This window comes from Kitasatospora cathayae, from assembly GCF_027627435.1.
GTDB classification, from domain to species: Bacteria; Actinomycetota; Actinomycetes; order Streptomycetales; family Streptomycetaceae; genus Kitasatospora; species Kitasatospora cathayae.
The window spans coordinates 19,169-37,359 of sequence record NZ_CP115450.1 but is presented as its reverse complement, the minus strand read 5'-3'; the positions used below and the strand labels follow the sequence as shown (position 1 = coordinate 37,359).

At 73.2% G+C, this 18,191-nt stretch carries 19 protein-coding genes and 1 pseudogene; 11 read left to right on the top strand and 9 right to left on the bottom strand.

Annotation, left to right across the window (positions count from 1 at the left end):
* Positions 1-127: 127 nt before the first annotated feature.
* Positions 128-988, top strand: a complete 861-nt coding sequence (locus tag O1G21_RS00230) for a hypothetical protein (protein ID WP_270139644.1) — start codon at positions 128-130, stop codon at positions 986-988.
* Positions 989-1,026: 38 nt separating this feature from the next.
* Here O1G21_RS00230 and O1G21_RS00225 read toward each other — a convergent pair whose 3' ends face one another.
* Positions 1,027-1,680 (bottom strand): TetR/AcrR family transcriptional regulator, encoded by a 654-nt coding sequence (locus O1G21_RS00225; protein ID WP_270139642.1) that lies wholly within the window; start codon positions 1,678-1,680, stop codon positions 1,027-1,029.
* A 108-nt stretch (positions 1,681-1,788) separates the two neighbouring features.
* Here O1G21_RS00225 and O1G21_RS00220 point away from each other — a divergent pair, with 108 nt between their 5' ends.
* On the top strand, positions 1,789-2,751 hold the full coding sequence (locus O1G21_RS00220; RefSeq protein ID WP_270139640.1) for an alpha/beta hydrolase: 963 nt from the start codon (positions 1,789-1,791) through the stop codon (positions 2,749-2,751).
* Between the two features lie 109 nt (positions 2,752-2,860).
* On the opposite strand, the pseudogene O1G21_RS00215 reads toward O1G21_RS00220, so the two are convergent.
* Positions 2,861-3,142 (bottom strand): annotated as a pseudogene (locus tag O1G21_RS00215) (YciI family protein); the annotation flags it as partial.
* Between the two features lie 230 nt (positions 3,143-3,372).
* On the opposite strand from O1G21_RS00215, the gene O1G21_RS00210 reads away from it, so the two are divergent.
* Entirely contained in the window at positions 3,373-3,849 is a 477-nt protein-coding gene (locus O1G21_RS00210) for a hypothetical protein (RefSeq protein WP_270139638.1), read from the top strand.
* 12 nt (positions 3,850-3,861) lie between these two features.
* On the opposite strand, the gene O1G21_RS00205 is transcribed toward O1G21_RS00210, so the two are convergent.
* From O1G21_RS00205 to O1G21_RS00195, 3 genes are all read right to left on the bottom strand, one after another.
* Positions 3,862-4,563, bottom strand: a complete 702-nt coding sequence (locus tag O1G21_RS00205; protein ID WP_270139636.1) for a penicillin-binding transpeptidase domain-containing protein — start codon at positions 4,561-4,563, stop codon at positions 3,862-3,864.
* Positions 4,564-4,794: 231 nt separating this feature from the next.
* A complete protein-coding gene (locus O1G21_RS00200) occupies positions 4,795-5,844 on the bottom strand; it encodes an alcohol dehydrogenase catalytic domain-containing protein (RefSeq protein ID WP_270139634.1) in 1,050 nt (349 codons plus the stop codon).
* Between the two features lie 256 nt (positions 5,845-6,100).
* Positions 6,101-6,460, bottom strand: coding sequence for a zinc ribbon domain-containing protein YjdM (locus O1G21_RS00195; protein ID WP_270139633.1), 360 nt, complete (start codon positions 6,458-6,460; stop codon positions 6,101-6,103).
* A 245-nt stretch (positions 6,461-6,705) separates the two neighbouring features.
* Between O1G21_RS00195 and O1G21_RS00190 the strand changes: the two genes are divergently transcribed.
* Both O1G21_RS00190 and O1G21_RS00185 read left to right on the top strand, forming a co-directional pair.
* The gene (locus O1G21_RS00190) at positions 6,706-7,950 is read left to right on the top strand and encodes a styrene monooxygenase/indole monooxygenase family protein (protein WP_270139631.1); all 1,245 of its coding nucleotides are present in this window, start codon (positions 6,706-6,708) and stop codon (positions 7,948-7,950) included.
* Positions 7,951-8,085: 135 nt separating this feature from the next.
* Positions 8,086-8,631: a hypothetical protein gene (locus O1G21_RS00185; RefSeq protein ID WP_270139629.1), complete on the top strand. Its 546-nt coding sequence runs from the start codon at positions 8,086-8,088 to the stop codon at positions 8,629-8,631.
* A gap of 403 nt (positions 8,632-9,034) precedes the next feature.
* On the opposite strand, the gene O1G21_RS00180 is transcribed toward O1G21_RS00185, so the two are convergent.
* Both O1G21_RS00180 and O1G21_RS00175 read right to left on the bottom strand, forming a co-directional pair.
* Positions 9,035-9,778 (bottom strand): SOS response-associated peptidase, encoded by a 744-nt coding sequence (locus tag O1G21_RS00180; protein WP_270139627.1) that lies wholly within the window; start codon positions 9,776-9,778, stop codon positions 9,035-9,037.
* 38 nt (positions 9,779-9,816) lie between these two features.
* Positions 9,817-10,563, bottom strand: coding sequence for an AraC family transcriptional regulator (locus O1G21_RS00175; RefSeq protein WP_270150728.1), 747 nt, complete (start codon positions 10,561-10,563; stop codon positions 9,817-9,819).
* Positions 10,564-10,614: 51 nt separating this feature from the next.
* On the opposite strand from O1G21_RS00175, the gene O1G21_RS00170 reads away from it, so the two are divergent.
* From O1G21_RS00170 to O1G21_RS00145, 6 genes are all read left to right on the top strand, one after another.
* Entirely contained in the window at positions 10,615-10,923 is a 309-nt protein-coding gene (locus O1G21_RS00170; protein WP_270139625.1) for a rhodanese-like domain-containing protein, read from the top strand.
* A gap of 55 nt (positions 10,924-10,978) precedes the next feature.
* Positions 10,979-11,920 carry a TIGR01777 family oxidoreductase gene (locus O1G21_RS00165; RefSeq protein ID WP_270139623.1) on the top strand — a complete coding sequence of 314 codons (942 nt, stop codon included), beginning with the start codon at positions 10,979-10,981 and terminating at the stop codon, positions 11,918-11,920.
* Between the two features lie 72 nt (positions 11,921-11,992).
* A complete protein-coding gene (locus O1G21_RS00160; RefSeq protein ID WP_270139621.1) occupies positions 11,993-12,853 on the top strand; it encodes a PH domain-containing protein in 861 nt (286 codons plus the stop codon).
* A 284-nt stretch (positions 12,854-13,137) separates the two neighbouring features.
* Positions 13,138-14,778, top strand: coding sequence for an alpha/beta hydrolase (locus tag O1G21_RS00155; RefSeq protein ID WP_270139619.1), 1,641 nt, complete (start codon positions 13,138-13,140; stop codon positions 14,776-14,778).
* A 353-nt stretch (positions 14,779-15,131) separates the two neighbouring features.
* On the top strand, positions 15,132-15,488 hold the full coding sequence (locus tag O1G21_RS00150; RefSeq protein ID WP_270139617.1) for a hypothetical protein: 357 nt from the start codon (positions 15,132-15,134) through the stop codon (positions 15,486-15,488).
* 16 nt (positions 15,489-15,504) lie between these two features.
* Positions 15,505-15,882 carry a hypothetical protein gene (locus tag O1G21_RS00145; RefSeq protein ID WP_270139615.1) on the top strand — a complete coding sequence of 126 codons (378 nt, stop codon included), beginning with the start codon at positions 15,505-15,507 and terminating at the stop codon, positions 15,880-15,882.
* Positions 15,883-16,049: 167 nt separating this feature from the next.
* Here O1G21_RS00145 and O1G21_RS00140 read toward each other — a convergent pair whose 3' ends face one another.
* Both O1G21_RS00140 and O1G21_RS00135 read right to left on the bottom strand, forming a co-directional pair.
* Positions 16,050-17,387, bottom strand: coding sequence for a M64 family metallopeptidase (locus tag O1G21_RS00140; protein ID WP_270139613.1), 1,338 nt, complete (start codon positions 17,385-17,387; stop codon positions 16,050-16,052).
* 75 nt (positions 17,388-17,462) lie between these two features.
* Positions 17,463-18,185 (bottom strand): hypothetical protein, encoded by a 723-nt coding sequence (locus O1G21_RS00135; RefSeq protein WP_270139611.1) that lies wholly within the window; start codon positions 18,183-18,185, stop codon positions 17,463-17,465.
* Positions 18,186-18,191 lie beyond the last annotated feature (6 nt).

Below are 18,191 nucleotides of genomic sequence, written 5' to 3'. Positions count from 1 at the left end.
GCGGCGGCGCTGAAGGGGGGCGTCCGCACCGCCTGCAGTCGAGCCCTCGGCCACCCCGCCGGGGTGTTGACGGTGTGAGAGGGTGAGCGGAAATGATCACGAGGTGTGGGGCGAGGGGAATGCGGAAGTGATCGAGGTGGCGCGCCACGGGGCGTTCAGCGTGAACTGTGTCGGGCTGGAGCGGCAGCCGTTCCCGCTGAGCTTCGGCGTCCGGGAGGTCGACGGCTGGTGGCTGGTCAGCGCGGCCGCCGCCCAGGCCCGGGAGTTGGTCGACGTGCTCACGCGGGCCGCGAACGAGACGGTCGTGGTCGCGGGAGTGGAGACGTACAGCTTCCTGGACGCCGACGACCAACTGTGGTCGCCGGCGCGGATCGCGGCCGAGCAGGGGGTCGAGTGCGCCGTCCACCGGGTCGGGGTGTCGACCACCGGTGCGAACGGGATCGGCGAGGAGTTCCTGGTGATGCACCGGGACGACCTGCCGCGCTTCCTCGAGGACTGGTACCCGCAGAACCTGGTGCTGGCCGGCGTGCCGGAGGGGACCGGCCCGGAGCAACTGGACGAGCTGGCCGTGGCCCTGGACACGGGTGACTTCGACGTGCCGGTCCTGCCGTACGTCGACGGGGCGCGGTTCTGGTACTCCGGGCACGACGACTGCTACCTGGCGGTGGAGACGAACGATCCGGCGCTGCCCCCGGCGCTGCTCGGTCGGCTGCTGGCGCTGCTGGCCGGATCCACCCTGGTGGGGGACGGCGAGGACGCGACGATCGGGATTCCGGAGCCCGGCGAGGCGCTGACGCGGCGGTTGCTGGGCGCGAGCCCGAACTGGGCCGGAGCCCTCGGTACCGCCTCGGAGGGCGTGCTGACCGTCGAGTTGTGGGCGCTGACGGAGAGTTGGCGACTGGGGCAGGAACTGCCGGGGCGGGCCGGGTACGCGGCGACGCTCGACCTGGCGGCCGGTGAATGGCGGCTCGCCGTGACGGGGGCGTAGCCGGGTCGTGCGCGGCGGCGCCGCCCCGGGGCGGGGTATCAGGGGATCGCGGCCTCGATCCCGGCGAGGTGGGCGGCGAGGATCTCCTCGAAGGCGGCGCGGCGATCGGCCCCGAGGGGGCGGATCTCGCGGGCGAAGTGGGCGAGCGCGGGGAAGTGCTCCGGGTCGGCGCCGAGGACGGCGACCCGGAACTGCTCCATGCCCTGTTCGTACTCGTCGGGGGTGAGGGTGCCGATGCCGCCGTCGGAGGCGATCAGCGAGGCGAGGAGGACCACGGTCCGGTGGTAGCGGAGCGGAACCGCCTCATCCGGCAGGCCCGAGGCCCGCAGCGCCTGTAGCACCTCCTCCATGACCAGCCTGGAGCCGGCGCCGCCGGACGCGTAGCGCCCCCAGATCGCGGCGAGTTGGGGGTGCCGGCCGAACGCCGCGCGCAGGCGCAGGGCGGTGGCGGTGAGGCGCTGCTTCCAGTCGCCCTCCGGGCGGTAGTCCTCCATCGCGGCCACGAGGATCCGGTCGGCGACCGCGCGCAGCAGCTCCGTCTTGTTGCGGAAGTGCCGGTAGAGGCTGGAGGAATCGGTTCCGAGCGCAGCGGCGAGCTTGCGCACGCTGAACGACTCGGCGTCGCTCGTGCGCAGCAGCTCCGCCGCCGTGTCCAGGATCTCCTCGGTCGACCAACGCCTTCGGCCTGCCATCTCGCCCCTCTCGTCCGCGGTCAGTCTAGTCCATGCGCTTGCCGTTGCACGCGGTGCGTGCATACTTGGGTGCACAGGCGGGTCGAGAGGCCCGGAACAGGGGGAAACATGAGCGAGAGCACTGCGGTGCAGCGGCCGCCGGAGCCGGACTTCTCGGCGATGACGACCGAGGAACTGATCGCCTACCGCGACGCGGAGAACGGCTGGCGGGCCTCCGGTGCGGCGCGGGCGATCCTCGGGGAGCCGGACCCCGGCGCCGCGATCGAATGGCAACAGGTGACGCTGCCGGGCCGCGACCTCCCGGTCCGGGTGTACCGGCCGGCGTCCACGGGCGACGGCGGGCCCGACACCCCGACCGACCTGCCGCTCGTGATCCACGTCCACGGAGGCGGCTTCGTGGGCACGGCGGTGCAGTGCGACTGGGTGGCCAGCCGCATCGCCGCGCGGCTGCCCGCGCTCGTCGTCTCGGTCGAACACCGCCTCGTCGCCCCGGACAGCCCGATCGCGAACGCCGTCGACGACGGCTGGGACGTCCTCCGGCACGTACTGCGGCACGCCCCGCGGTGGGGCGTCGACCCGGCCCGCACGGCCGTCTTCGGGGAGAGCTGCGGCGCGCTGATCTGTGCCCTGACGGCCATCCGGGCCCGGGAGGCCGGCCTGCGGCTCAGGGCGCAGGTGCTGGTCAACCCGGCGGTCGACCTGACCGGGACGGCGCTCGACCACCCCTCGATCGCCGAGTACGCCTACAGCCCGACCCGCGCCCTGCCGCAACTGCGGTTCCTCCAGCGGCTCGCCGTCCCGCCGGGCGCTGACGCCCGGGCGGTCTCGCCGCTGTACGCGGACGACCTGGGTGGGCTCGCCCCCTCGCTGGTCGTGGTACCGACCCGGGACGCGCTCGCCGATCACGGCCGCCGCTACGCCGAGCGACTGCGGACGGACGGGACGCCCGTGCGGCTCACCGAGTACCCGGGAGCGCGGCACGCGTTCCTCAGCCTGCCGGGCGTGGAGCCCCAGGCCGAGGCCGCCCGGGCGGAGATCCTCGAGTTCCTCCGCACGGCCCTGGCCGGGTGACGGAAGGCGGTCCGGAGTCGGTGGCGCTGAACTCCGGACCGCCTTCGACCGTTCGTGGAGACCCCGGGGGGCCCGGTGGCCCGGGTCAGGACGGGCGGCCGCCGAACCGTCAGTCGGGCACCTCGATGTCGGCGTACCGGTCCGGCGTCAGGAGGGCGCGTGCGGTGTCCGGGTCCGGTGCCCGGACCAGGGCCGCCGTGCACAGCCGGTCGGCGCGGTCGTCGGACAGCAGCGGCCCGTAGGCGATGAGGTCGTCCTGGTCGGGCGGGACGGTGAGATCGGCGCCCTGCCCGCCGTCGAGGCCGAGCACGAGGTAGTGGTTACCGCCGGTCCGGCCACCGGGGAAGTCCCACATGGTGCGCCCGAGCAGGTTGCGCCACCGCCGCAGCACCCGCCGGGAAGCGGTGTTCGTCTCGTCGCAGGTCAGCAGCGCCCCGCTGATGCCCAGCGCGGCGGCCAGCATCGCGGTCGCACGGCCCCTCCGCCGGGTGCCCGGCCGTACGCCGTAGGCGAGGCCCACTGAGCGTGTGTTGTCCGGGTGGGTTGACGACGAACCAAGGGCTGCGGCGTGCCCGGTGCTGCTAGCGTGGCGCGGAGATCCACAGGGACGGGAGTACGGGCGTGACGGGTGGGCATCGGTGGCTGCTGGACGAGACGCCCTGGCCGGCGCAGGCGCGGTTGGGTTACGGGGAGTTGGTCGAACTGGTCACGCCCGAGCCGCCGGTGCCGGAGGCGGGGTGGCTGGGGGAGGGGATGGTCGGCAGCCGGGGTGTGGTGGTCGGCTGCGAGGTCGAGGGCGACGGGCCGGTGTACGGGGTGGTGACCGAGGACGGGAGCCCGTGGCGGCTGCGGCCGGAGTTCCTGGCCGCGCTGGGCGGCCGGCGGGCGGACCTGCCGCCCCGCTACCGCAGTGACCTTCCGGAGGGCACCCGGGTGCGGATCCTGGTCGGCCCGGCCCCGGAGGGCGGGCCGACCGGGGCCGTCGGGCGGGTCACCGGGCTTTGGTGGGAGTGCGCGCTGGAGCCGCCGACGGGATACACCGTCGAGGTGGGCGAGTACACCCACTGCATGACTCCGGAGCAGGTCGAGCTGCTCTGACTGCGGGCGGGGTCAGCCCTTGCCGCCCGCCTTCAGGACCTGGGCCGCGGCCACACCCGCGGCGCTGTTGCCATGGCCGCCGCCCTCGACCTCGGCGGCGACGGCGAGGTCGTTGCGGTAGGCGATGAACCAGCTGTTGGTGGCCTGGCGGTCACCGGCCTCGACGGTGCCGGTCTTGGCGCCGATCTGGCCGCTCAGCCCGGACATCGGGGCCCGCGCGGTGCCCTGGGTCGCCGTCCTGGCCATCATCGAGCGCAGGCTCTGGGCGACGTCGGCGGGCAGACGGCCGGGGGCCGTCACGCGCTTGGCGTCTTCGCGCAGCACGGGCTGACGGAACGTTCCGCTCTGCACGGTGGCGGCGACGGAGGCCATCAGCAGCGAGTTCACCTGGATCTGGCTCTGACCGATGTACTCGGCGGCGGCCTCGTCCTTGTTACCCGGGACCGGGATGGTGGCGTCCCGGCTGGGGATGCCGATCCGCCACTGCAGGCCGAGGCCGAACTGGTCGCGGGCGACCGACGTCAGGGTGCCGGGCTGGACGTTGTAGGCGCCGTATCCGCCGACGACCACCAGCGCGGCGAACACCCCGCCCACCGCCACCAGCCAGACCCGGCGGGACCGCGAGCGGCCCGGGGCCTGCTCGTGGTCGGCGTGGACGAGGTGGTCGTCGTGGTGGTCCTCTTCGTGGAAATGCTCGTCGTGTTCTTCGTACACCGTGCTGCGTCCCCCCTGCGTACCTCTGTGACCTGCCGCCCGCCCCCTCCGGCACTGGCCGGGCCGTTCGGGCCCGGACAGCCTATGCGGACACGGCCGGTCGACGGCGGGGGCTTTGCGAGTGCTTGGCCTGCCGAGGGTTCGGGCCGGCCGGGTTCAGCCGGAGGCGAAGGTCGGAGGCGATGACCCGGCCGAGGGCTCCCCGGCGGTGCGGCGGGCAGGGGGTACGGATCAGCGGCCGGTGGTGACGACCATGCGGAACCGGGCCTGGCCGCTGGTCATCTTCGCGACGGCGGCGCCGGTCTCCTCCAGCGGGAGTTCCTCGATCCAGGCCCGCACGCCGGTCTGGGCGGCGAAGCGCAGGGTGTCCTGGGTGTCGACGGCAGCGCCGGAGGCGTGGGCGTAGACCTTGCGGGTGCCGGTCAGCAACTGCAGTGGGCTGACGGTGAGTTGGTCGGGGGACACGCCGACGATGACGAGTTCGCCGCGGCGGCCCAGGCCGTCGATGGTGGCGGACATCGCGTCGGCGTCGGTGACGGTGGCCAGGACCACCTTTGCGCCGCCGAGCGCCTGCAGGGCCTCGGCGACGCTGCCGGCGGTGCTGTCGACGTAGTGGTCGGCGCCGAGCTTGCGAGCCAGCGGCTCCTTCTCCGAACCGCGGGCGATCGCGACGGTGCGCAAGCCCATCGCGTGGGCGAACTGCACGCCCAGGTGGCCGAGGCCGCCCAGGCCGAGGATCGCCACGGTGTCGCCCGGGCGGGCGGCGGAGCGGCGCAGGGCGTTGAAGACGGTCACTCCGGCGCAGGCCAGCGGCGCGGCCTCGGTGGCGGTCAGCTCGTCCGGCACGGCGGCGAGCGCGTCGGCGGGCACGATGACGGAGTCGGCGTAGCCGCCCGGGTAGGCGGCACCGGGGACCTGCAGCTGGGCGCAGTTGATGGCGTCGCCGTCGCGGCAGGCGTCGCAGCGCCCGCAGCTTCCGCCGAACCAGCCGACCGCGACCCGGTCGCCCACCGTCCAGCCCTCGACACCGTCGCCGAGGGCGTCGATGCGGCCGGCGATCTCGTGACCGGGAGTGACCGGGAAGGTGGTGCCGGGCAGCATGCCGGCCGCGATCAGCAGATCGGAGTGGCACACGCCGCACGCCTCGACGGCGATGCGGACCTGGCCGTGGCCGGGCTCGCGGAGCGGAACCTCGACCAGCTCGGGATCCACGCCCGGGGCGGCGATCCGGACGGCGCGCACGACGCCGTCGGTGGAGGCGGAGGGGGTGGTGGCAGCCATGAAGGGTCCTTCGTCATGGGAGTCGGCGCGGGGCGGGCCCGCACACGCTGACCACACCAGCTTGATACGTCCACCGACGCTTGGCCACGCACCGCCGGTCCGACGACGGGTCCACCGTGGGTGGTCCCCGCTCACGCCGCAGGCTGGACGCAGCCGCCGGAATCCGTCCCGGTTCCGGGCGGAGGTGTGGCGGGAACGGCGACGACCCGTACGAGCGTGCTGCTCGTACGGGCCGGCTCCACGGTCAGACGTCTGCTCAGGCCTTCTTCACCACACTGGACTTGAGTTGCATCGCGCCGAAGCCCTCGATCCGGCAGTCGATGTCGTGGCCGTCCACGCCGTCGACCAGGCGGATGTTGCGGACCTTGGTGCCGGCCTTGATGCCGGAGACGCTGCCCTTGACCTTGAGGGCCTTGACCACGGTCACCGTGTCGCCGTCGCTCAGCACGTTGCCGACCGAGTCCCGGATCACCCGCTCGCCCGCCCCGGCCGTCGGCTCGGCGCCGCCCTCGGCGGGCACCCACTCGTGGCCGCACTCCGGGCAGACCATCAGGGCGTTCATCTCGTAGGTGTACTCGCTGGAGCACGAGGGGCACGGGGGAAGGGTGTCGCTCATGGGCTCTGGCTGTCCTGTTCTGTCCGGTCGGCGCGGGTGTCGGCGGCTGGCCAGCCTCTATGAAATTGAAGAATTTTTCAAATCGCCATCCCGGTGCCGCGTCCACTCCCCGGCGCCTACCCGGCCCGGGGCGCCCGCCCCGTCCGCGCCGTGGACGCGGGCGCTCCGGCCTGATATCCAGGCCACTGGCAACCGGGCGGAGCGGGCGCCGCCGGGCCGGACGGACCACCAAGGAAGCAGGGGCGATGCGCAGGATCCTGATCGTCGGCGCCGGGCAGGCCGGCCTCCAACTGGCCCTCGGGCTGCAGTCCCACGGCTACGACGTGACGCTGCTGACCGACCGCGACGCGCAGGAGGTGCGGGACGGGCGGGTGCTGTCCACCCAGTGCATGTTCGACTCCGGGCTGCGCACCGAGCGCGCCCTCGGCCTCGACCTGTGGGCCGAGCGGGCGCCCCGGATCGAGGGGGTCGGCGTGTCGGTCGGCGGGCCGGAATCGGCCCGGGTGATCGACTGGGTCGGGCGGCTGGACGGCTACGCGCAGTCCGTCGACCAGCGGCTGAAGATGTCCACCTGGCTGGAGACCTTCGCCGCCCGCGGCGGCCGGGTGGAATTGCGCCAGGTGAGCGCCGCCGACCTCGAGCACCTCGCCGGCTCGTACGACCTGGTGCTGGTCGCCTCCGGCAAGGGCAAGCTGGCCTCGCTGTTCGAACGCGACGAGGAGCGGTCCCCGTACCTGCGGCCGCAGCGCGCGCTGGCCGTGAGCTACGTTTACGGGCTCGCGCCGCGCCCCGAGCACGACTTCCCGGCGGTGCGCTGCAACCTGGTGCCCGGCATCGGCGAGTTCTTCGTCATGCCGGCCCTGACGGCCGCCGGGCCCTGCGACATCCTGTTCTGGGAGGCCCAGCCGGGCGGTCCGGCGGACGCCTTCGACGGGCTCCGCGACCCGGCCGAACACCTGCGGGTGATGCTGGAGTTGATGAAGACCTTCACACCTTGGGAGTACGACCGTGCCCGCGCCGGCGTCGAGCTCACCGACGCCGGAGCCACCCTGGCCGGGCGCTTCACCCCGGTGGTCCGCCGTCCGGTCGGCGAACTGCCGGGCGGCGAGGCGGTGCTGGGCGTCGCCGACGTGGTCGTCACCAACGATCCGATCACCGGCCAGGGCGCCAACAACGCGGCCAAGTGCGCCGCGCTGTACCTCGATGCGATCCTCGCGCACGGCGACAAGCCCTTCGACCGGGACTTCCAGCAGTCCGCCTTCGACCGCTTCTGGACGGACACCGCGCGCGCCGTCACCACCTGGACGAACGCGATGCTCGCCCCGGCTCCCCCGCACGCGGTGGAGCTGCTCGGCGCGGCCGGTCAACTCCCCGCGGTGGCGGACCGGTTCGCCAACTCCTTCGACAACCCGACGGACGTCGAGGAGTGGCTCCTCGACCCGGAGAAGGCGAGTGCCTACCTGGCCTCGGTGGCGGCACCGCGGGGTTGAGCGTCGGACGCGTCACGGTGAGGTCAAGGTCTGGACAAGTTCCGCGCGGGGACGTGCTGATCATGGTGGGTTCGTGTCAACCCCGGCCCGCCGGGGGACATCCACGCACAGGACGCGAACTTCAGGAGACACGTGGTGGCGGTCGACGGCAGCAACATGGCGCACGCTGTGATCGAGACGGCGGTGAAGGAACGCACGCGTCTGCACACCGGCCGCAGCCGGACCACGGCGATCGTGGTCCTGCTCCTGCTGGCCGGGCTCGGGCTGTTCCTGGCCCTGGTGGTCGGCAAGACCGACCCGACCAGCGCCCCGACCTGTGACGGGAAGACCATGACCCAGGGCGACGAGTGCCGGATCTGGTCCAACCACGGTGGCGGAGGCACCTTCGGCTACCAGGAGATGATCGACCGCCGGGAATCCGGGAAGGGCGTGTGGCAGGTGGTCGGCTTCGTCGGCACCGGGCTGTCCGTCGTCCTGATGGGCGTGGCGGTCACCAAGCTCAACCCCAAGCGCCCCTGGGGCAATCCGGTCACCGCCGCCTGCCCGCGCTGCCACCAGCCCACCCTGCGGGAGAAGCTGACGGTGCACACCATCACCCGGGGCCGGACCAACTACCGCTACAGCGGCATCGTCACGCTCTGCACGCCGGTCTGCGGCTTCACGGCGGTGCGCCAGCGCTGACACCGGTCGGGGCCTGGAGTTCGCCCGTGAGCTGGCGGAGCTCGTGGGCGAGCAGGTCGCCGCGTCCATCAACATGCCCTCGCCGTGGCCGAGGCCGGCCGTCCAGCCGTAGACCATCCCCTGGGCCAGATGCCGGCCGAGGTGCAAGGTGGCTGCCAGAGCGGCGAGTTGGTCAGTGCTCAGCGAGACCTGCCGAAAGTCCTTGACCGCCCGGAACACCGCGCCCGCGAAGCCGGTGATCTTCAGGGCGGCCATCACCGAGTAGCCGTCGCGGACGCTCCCCGAGAGCTCGTACCGGCGTTCCCGTCGTGGTGGTCGACCCCTGGGATCAGCCCGTCCTTGCGGTAGAACCACCGCAGTGCGGGCGAACCGTCCTGTCAGCGGATTCCGCCGACGGCGCGGCTCAGTCCGCGAGGCCCAGTGGGTCCGGGGCGGTGTCGAGCAGTTCGGGGCCGTTGTTGCGCACGCTGTTGACGGTGGGTGGGACGGCGCGCACCCGTAGGGCGCCGTCGGCGGGGCGGCGCAGCAGGTGGTGGAGCTCGGCCGGGTCGGTGTGGCCGGGGGAGAGCCAGGTGGAGAGGTCGTCGGGGGCGATGGTGAGCGGCATCCGGTCGTGGACGCGCCCGGCGGAGTCGGTGGCGTCGGTGGTGATGACGGTGGTGGTGGCGAGCCAGGCGAGCGGGTCGTCGTCGGGGCGGGTGGGGTCGCGCCAGAACTCGTACAGGCCGGCCATCAGCATCACGCTGCCGGTGCTGAGGAAGTACGGCTGCTTGTACTTCTTGCGGTCGGCGGTGGCGGGCACTTCGCGCCACTCGTAGTAGCCGTCGGCGGGGATGACGCAGCGCCGGGCGGTGAAGGCCTTGCGGAAGGCGGGCTTGATGTCGACGGTCTCCGAGCGGGCGTTGATCATGCGGGCGCCGCCGGACGGGTCCTTGGACCAGGACGGGACGAGGCCCCAGCGCAGCGGACGGAGCTGGCGCAGCACCTCGCCGGTGTCCCGGTCGAGGCGTTCCAGGACGGCCGGGACCGGGTCGGTGGGGGCGACGTTCCAGCTCGGCGCGAGGGTTTCGGCCGGGTCCCACCGGAGCTCTCCGAGCAGCGAGACGAGGTCCTGGGGCGTGGTGGTGGAGACGAAGCGGCCGCACATGCCCCCAGCCTGCCACCCGGGACGGACAACCGGGCTGTTCAGCGTGCCGGACGCTGGTCGGGGGGACCGCCGGCACGGCCCGGGGTGTGGCCGAAGGTGCGGCGGAAGACGTCGATGAAGGCGCTGGCGGAGGACCAGCCGCAGCGGTGGGCGACGGCGGTGACCGGCTGCTCCTCGGCGAGCAGCACCAGGGCGTGGTGCAGCCGCAGCTGGGTGCGCCACTGGGGGAAGGCCATGCCGAGGTCGGCGCGGAAGAGCCGGGAGAGCGTCCGGTCACTGGCGCCGACCGCCCGGCCGAGTTCGGCGAGGGTGCGGCCGTCGGCGGGGTCGGCGTACAGCAGCGCGCACAGGGACCGCAGCAGCGGGGTGCCGGGCGTGGGCAGGTGGAGCGGCTGCTGGAGCGAGGCGCGCAGTTGGTCGAGCAGGACGGCGCGCAGCCGGGAGCGTTCGGGGCTGTCCTCCTCCGGGGCGCGGGTGTAGGCGACGATCAGTTCGCGCAGCAGCGGGCCGACGGCGAGCACGGTGGGCCGGTGGAGGCCGAGCGGGTTCTCGGTGGCGGGCAGGCCGACGAGGTGCAGTTCGAGCCGGCCGTGCGCCTGGTGGGCGTGGACGGTGCCGGCCGGGATCCAGAGCGCCCGGTTGCCGGGGGCGACCCAGGAGCCGGCGTCGGTGGTGACGGCGACCACGCCGCGGGCGGCGTAGGCGATCTGGTGGTCGTCGTGGCGGTGGGCGTCGATCCCGGCGCGCAACGGCCCGCGCCACCCGCTCGCGACCTTGGGAGCGATTGAGACCTGGGCGTCGACCCCGCGGACCCGTTCACCGCCCACGCCGAGTTGATGCGCCGGGGCGCCCGGCTCACCGTCCACACCCCGCACGAGCAACTCACGGGCGGGCAGCCGCCGTTGGTCGTCGACGTGCGCACCGCCGACGAGCGGGAGGCCGGCGCCGTCCCCGGCTCCCTCCACCTCCCGCTCGCCGAACTCCCCGCCCGCCACCGCGAACTGCCGACCGACCGCCGCCTCGTCCTGCACCGCGCCGGCGGCAGCCGCTCGTCCATCGCCGCCGGCCTGCCGCGCCGCGACGGAGTGAACCCCTCCCCGATGAAGCCCGTTGTCATCCGCCGCGCCGAGCCGGGGAGGCGCTGAATTGAACGCGTTCAGTTCTCCCGCTAGGCTCGCTGCCGAAGAAGAGGGGGAACTCATGAAGATCGTCATCCCCGGCGGCTCCGGCGCGCTCGGGAACCTGCTCGACCACAGCCTGACGGCCGCCGGCCACCAGGTCGTGGTGCTGAGCCGACGGCCCGCCGGGCCCCGCCAGGTCGGCTGGGACGGCCGCACCCCGGCCGCCTGGACGGCGGAGATCGACGGCAGCGACGCCGTGATCAACCTGGCCGGGCGCAGCGTCAACTGCCGCTACACGCCGGAGAACCAGCGGGCCATGATGGACTCCCGGGTGGACTCCACCCGGGCCGTCGGCCGGGCGATCGCCGCCGCCCGCAGGCCGCCCGCCGTCTGGCTGCAGATGAGCACCGCCACCGTCTACGCCCACCGCCACGACGCGCCCAACGACGAGCTGACCGGGCGGATCGGCGGCAGCGAACCCGACGCCCCGGCCTCCTGGCGGTACAGCATCGACATCGCCCGGGCCTGGGAGGACGCCCAGACCCGGGCCGACACCCCGCACACCCGCCGCCTCGCGCTGCGCACCGCCGTCGTCCTCGGCCCCGAGCGCGGCGGCGCCCTGGACTCGCTGTCCTGGCTGGCCCGGCTCGGCCTCGGCGGGCCGATCGCGGGCGGCGCGCAGTACGTGTCCTGGATCCACGAGCGGGACTTCGCCCGCGCCGTCGAGTTCCTGATCGAGCACGAGGAGCTCAGCGGTCCGGTCAACCTCGCCGCCCCGAACCCGCTGCCGCAGCGGGAGTTCATGCGCGAGCTGCGCGCGCGTTGGGGCATGCCGATGGGGCTGCCCGCCGCGCGCTGGATGGCGGAGCTCGGCGCCTTCGCCCTCCGCTCGGAGAGCGAACTGCTGCTGAAGAGCCGCCGGGTGGTGCCCACCCGGCTGCTGGGGGCGGGCTTCGCCTTCGCGTACCCGGAGTGGCCGCAGGCCGCCCGCGACCTGGTGCGGCGGCTGCGCGGGCACTGAGGGGTCGTCACGGGGCTGTCACAGCTTCGCGAGGCCGGTTGCCCGGGGCGGGCGCCGGCCGGGAGCGTGGGGGTGTCGAAGGGGGGACGGGACGTGGTGCGGCTGGGGTTCATGCAGCAACGGGGGGAGTTGATCGGCGTCAGCTCCATGGTGGCGCTGGTCGTGGCGATCGTCCTCACCGAGACGGAGACGGCCGAGACCGGAGCGGTCTTCCTGGTCATGGCGGCGATCGTCGCCGTCGCGGCCTTCGCGGCGCCCCACGCGTACTGGCTGCGCGCGGACGAGGACGGGCTCACCCTGGTGCGGCTGCTCGTACCGCGCCGCTACGCCTGGGCGGACGTCCGGGGGCTGGCGATGGAACTCGGCCGGGACGAGGAGAACGACGGCCACCACCTCACCCTGCGGCTGCGCCTCGCCGAGCCGCCCGGCCGGTTCTGGGGCCCGCGCCTCGGCCGGATCGACGTCACCGAGCAGGACACCCCGGAGGGCGTCCCGCCCCGGGCCCTGGCCGAGCTCTTCGCCGTCTTCGGCGAACACGAACTGACCGTCGACCTCCCGGAGTTCGCCGATGAGGTGCTCAGGGTGCGCGGCCTGCCGCGGCTGCCGCCGAGGCCGGTGTGGACCCCGCCGGTCGAGGGGGCACCCGGACCGGAGCGGGCCTACGCGGGCGCGCCGGAGATCGAGGACGAGCGGGGTGACCTCGAGGTACTGGGGAAGGCCGTCAAACGGCGGATCCGGCTCAGCCGCGAGTACCTGCTGCGCCGCGCGGCGCTGTCCGACCGGGTGTTCCTGCGCGACGGGGACGGCCTGGCGCTGGCGATCGCCCTGCGGGCGGCGGGGCAGCTGGTGGCGCACGACCAGATCGAGGTCGAGGGCGACCGGCGCCACTACGTGCGCCAGCAGTACCGGAGTTGGCGCACCCTCAATCCTTAGTCGGCACCGGCGCCCGGCCGTGTGGATGACGTCTTTGGTCGGCACACGGCAGCGACAACTGTCTGTTGAGTAGTGCACGCCCATCGAGGAGGGGAGTCAGTCTGCTACCGAACGTTGCCATCGCTGCCTGAAAAGCCGCTCTCGGCCCGGTCGGCGGCGGCGCTCGCGGCAGGTGCGGCGGGCCTGCCAGCAGACCGCGGGCGGTTTCGTACGGATGGTCAAAGCTTGGTAAAGTCCGGTTCACCCCCTGGATGTGCCATTGCACATGTCACATCATGCTCCCCATGAGAAAAGCCATCGCCCTCCTCTCGGCCGCCGCGGCCGTGGCCACCCTCGGCGGGATCGTCGGTCCCGTCGCCTCCGCCGTCGAGCCCGACGGGCCCGACCTGGTCGACACCGGCCAGGGGAAGCTCGTCTGGAGCTCCTGCAACGACACCGCGACCCCGGCGCTCCAGTGCGCCATGCTCGAAGTGCCGGTGGACTACGCCGACCCGCGCGGTCGCAAGATCAAGATCAAGCTCAACCGGCTGCCCGCCACCGCGCCCAAGGACAAGCAGCAGGGCCCGATCCTGCTCAACCCCGGTGGCCCCGGCGACTCCGGGCTCTGGATGCCCGCCTACATCTCCGGCCAGATCCCGGCGGACGTCGCCTCGACCTACGACTGGATCGGCTTCGACCCGCGCGGCACCAACGGCAGCGACCCCCATGTGATCTGCGACGCCCACTACTTCGACGCCGAGCGCCCCGACTACCAGCCGGACCAGGGGACTTCGAAGGCCTGGCTGAAGAAGGCGGCCGGCTACGCCGCCGACTGTGCGGCCGACTGGTCCTGGCTGCTGCCGCACATGACCACCGTCGACAACGCCCGCGACCTGGACAGCATCCGCCGGGCGCTCGGCGTACCGAAGATCAACTTCTACGGCGGTTCCTGGGGCACCTCGCTCGGCTCCACCTACGGCCAGCTCTTCCCCTCGCACGTGCGCCGGATGGTGCTGGACAGCATCGTCGGCCCGACCATCAGCTGGTACGACCACAACGTCCTGCAGGACCAGGAACACCAGCGCCGCTTCGACGCCTTCGCCGACTGGACCGCCAAGGCCGACTCCGTCTACCACCTGGGCACCGACGCCAAGGCCGTCGAGCAGGCCTACTACCGGGTCGAGGACGCGCTGCGGAAGGAGCCGGCGGACGCCGCCCCGGCGACCGGCAAGGTCGGCCCCGCCGAACTCGAGGACACCTTCTACGGCGGCGGCTACAACTTCCTGCGCTGGCCCCGGATGGCCACCGTGCTCTCCGCGTACCTCACCCAGCACGACACCCGGCCGCTGAGCATCGCCTACAACAAGTACGCGGCCCCCGGCGCCGACGACGGCGCCTTCCCGGCCTACAACGCCGCCCAGTGCACCGAGAACGCCTGGCCGCGCGACTGGGAGTTCTGGAAGAAGGACCAGGCCAAGGTCAACGCCACCGCGCCCTTCTACACCTATAACAACATGTGGTACAACGCCGCCTGCATGTTCTGGCCCTACCAGGGCAACCCGACGGGCCGGCTGAAGATCACCGGCAAGGGCCTGCCCCCCGTCCTGCTCTTCCAGGCCACCGAGGACCCCGCCACCCCGTACCAGGGCGGCCTCGCCATGCACGACGCGCTGCCCGGCTCCAAGCTGGTCGTCCAGAACGGCGGCAGCTTCCACGAGATCCTCTTCCACGGCAACGCCTGCCTGGACGACACCTTCACCGCCTACCTACGCGACGGCAGCCTGCCCCAGGGCAAGGGACGGATCGCCAAGACCTGCGCCCCCGAGGCCGATCCGACCCCGGTGTACGTGACCCCGCCGCCCGCCACCGCGAAGGCACTGACGGCCGCCCCGGCCGCCCCGCTCCCGCCCACCGACCCGGAGGCCGTGCGCGGCGTCCTTCGCTAGACGCCCTCTGACGGCGCGACGGCGCGACGGCACCCAGCGGCGCAGCCGGCGACTCCAGGCTGCGCCGCTCCGCCCGTACCCCGTTCGCCGCCTCGACCCCGCCCTGACGGCCCCGGAGCAAGATCATGGAGCGGCCGCGCGCTTCCCGCCGCCGTACGGTGAGCCGCCCGGTGCGCCTGGTCGTGCGCCGGTGCGCCGGTCGAGTGCATGCGCTCAATTCGCCTGTCGAGACGCGAAGTTGGCGCTTTGCGGCGGCGTGGTGGAGCATGGGCGGGGCCCGGTCCCCTGCGGCGCGCCTGCGCCCGGCCGAGGCGGCACGCGTACGGCGAGAGGAGGCGGGTCCCGTGGGTTCGGTGCCACGTCCGTTTCTGGTCCGGGGGAGGGCCGTTCCGCTGGCCAGATACCTGGCGGAGGAGCAGATCGAGGGCCTGGTGGCCTGCTCGTGCATCGGCAACGAGGTCACCATCGACCTCGGCGACACCAGGATCCTGGTGACCCTGGCCGACGTCGGCGGGGTGGTGGGCCTCACCTTCCACATGGTCCAGGACGGCCCGGCCAAGGCTCGGACCTGGACCCGCCGACTGTCGAGCGACACCGCGCCGAGGGAGCTCGCGGCGAGCATCGCCCGGGACGTCCGGACCCTGGAGCGCGAACTGGCGCCGCTGCGGCGCCGGCCCCCGGAGGGGACGGCCCGCCGGCCCGCTCCTTGACGTCTAGGGTGTGGGCGTGGAACGTGATCACGCCTACCGCGACTACCCGTTCGCCGACGGGCACAACGTGCTCTGGGAGCTGGAGGGTTACGGCTCCGACGACCGCCAGCACTCCTCCCGGCTGCTCGGCCGGCAGGACTACCTGCGGGTCCGGCACCTCTTCGCGGCCGAACTCGGGGACGACGACTGGATGATGGCGGGCGGGTACCCCGTGCCGTCACGGCTTTGGCGGCCGATGCAGGAACTGCTCGGACCGCTCGGCTTCGAGCAAGGCCTGGACTACTTCCTCGGCGGCCCGGCAGAACCTCCCCGACGGCCGGACCTGGCGACCCGTCCCCGACGGCCGGATACCGGAGGGCCCGGTGCCGTCGCCCTGACAGGCCATCGGCGATGACTCGCCGCAGACCTCGTAGCGGCGGGGCATTCCGTCCGATGGATAAGCTACCCGGCACCACCCGGGAGCCCTGCCGAGGAGGCGTTGCACCTCCTCGGCAGGCTCGCTGCCACCGACTGACGGGCTCGCCCGACGGATCCGACCAGCCGGGTCGATCAGCGGTCCGACTAACGGCTCACCAGCCACGACAGGCTGGCAGTCAGCTCCGTCCGCAGCGCCGGGTCCGCCACCGATGGGGTCTGGTCGGTGGCGACGGCGGTGAGCAGGTGCGGCCAGGAGCGGGGGCCGGTCAGGTGCAGTGCGTCGAGGTCGAGCGCGGTGCGCCCGCGCAGCCGGACCTGCTCGCGCCCGTCCAGGTACCAGCGCAGCACGGTGCCGGGCACCGGCAGGTCGACGGTCAGCCGGTCGGCGGTGGTGAGCCAGGTGTCGGTGGGGGTGGGGCTGGTGACCGGGGTGGCGTGGCGGTAGAAGCCGGCGATCATCGCCTCCCGCCCGGGCAGGTTGAACTCCCGCCCGAGCGAGCGCATGATCGAGTTCTCGGTCGGCCGGTAGAGCCCCGTCGGGTAGTAACCGCCGCCCTGGTAGCTGCCGACCGTCCCGCCGTCGGGCGAGGACTGGCCCAGCCAGCGGGCCCACTTGGTGTTCTGGTCGAGCATCCGGTCGGCGGTCAGCGTGCTGAGGTTGGCCGCCGGCGGCTCGTCGCCCTGGTAGGTGCCCTGGCCGTCGTAGGCGTACTCGTCGGCGAGCTTGCCCAGCGAGTGCCCGGTCTCGTGCACCGCGATCTGCCCGGATTTGGCGTTGCCGCCCGCCACCGTGGCGATGCCCTCGTAGCCGAGCGGGGACTTGACGTCGTTGTAGCCCGCGCCGCCGTACTTGGCGCTGTTGGCCACCACGATCACCAGGTCCGCCTGCGGGGCCTTGGCGGCGTAGCGCTCGACCGCCTTCTCGTCCACGCAGAGCAGCCGCTCCACGCCGTCGCACCAGAAGTAGGAGCCGAGCGCGGTGTGCCGTACCGTCGCCTGGTCCGGATCACCGGTGACGCCGGACTCGGGCGAAACGGCGGACACCGCCCAGACGTTGAACAGGCGCTGGTAGGTGGCGTACGGCTCGACGGCGGTGATCTCGCGCCACTTCTCGGCGGCGTCGCTGTGGAACTTCTGCTGCTCCTGGGCGGAGTAGCCGTCGCCGATCACCACCACGTCCAGCTTGGTGGCCGGGTCGCCGTTGCGGATCAGGGCGGTGACCTCGCCGTCGCCGCTCGGCGCGGCGAGGCCGGCGGCGGGGGCGGCCAGGTAGGGGGAGGCGGTCGGGGCCGTGGCGCGCGAGATGCCGCCGTCCTCGGCGAAGGCCTCCACCGGGTGCCGGGGGCCGTCCGCCGCCGGTGCGCTTCGTCCGGCCGGCGCGGGTGCGCTCCAGGCGGGGGCGGCGCCGAGCAGGGTCGCGGCGAGGGCGGCGGTCAGCAGGGCGGATGCGGTCCTGGCCGTGCGGCTGGTCCTGGTGTGCACGAGGGTCCTCCCGGTGGGCGGCGGGTGTGGGGAGGTTCCTTCCCTTGTACGGGACCTGACAATCGCTCAGTGCCTTCATCGTCCGCCGAGCGCCTCCGCCAGGGCGTGGGCCTGATCCTTGCTGATGCCCAGCGCCAGCGGTATCCGCCGGGGGCTGTAGTCCGAGGAGCAGATCGGGATCGGGCTGTCCGGGGTCAGGAACCAGCGCGGCTCCTGCGCGGGATCGCCCACCAGCTGCGTGGCCAACTCCCCGACGGCATCCGGCCGGAGACCGACCGCTGCCAGCGCCTCGGCCACCGCCTGCTGCGCCTCCTCCAGGGGCGTCTCCGCGTCGCCGAGCGCCGGGAGGAGGAGCAGGAAGCGCTGCGCCCGCTCCCGGAGCCCCTCGTCGCCCGGATCGCCCTGGGAGTCCGCGAGGTTGACCAGCTCCGGCCAGGACAGCCCGGGGCCGGAGCCGTGCGGACCGAACTGCCCGAGGAACCCGAGCCGGCCCCAGTCGGGGTGGTGGACGACGAAGTCGGTGTCGTTCTCGTCCTCGAAGTTCTGGTAGATCACGCAGGCGGTGTGGCCGTGCCGGAACGGCACCCGCAACAGCAGCGGCGGCGCCTCGGCGTCGAACAACCGCTCCAGCATGGCCTCGTACGCCTCCTGGGCCACGCCGTACGCCTCCGGCTCCGCCACGTCGTGCCCCGCGACCAGGAGCAGGTGGGCGAGCCAGAAGGCGGGCTCGTCCGCGAGGCTCTCGCCCAGGAGTACCTCTTCGTCCTCGAACCCGGGAATGTGTGGTGCGACAGTCATACGGGG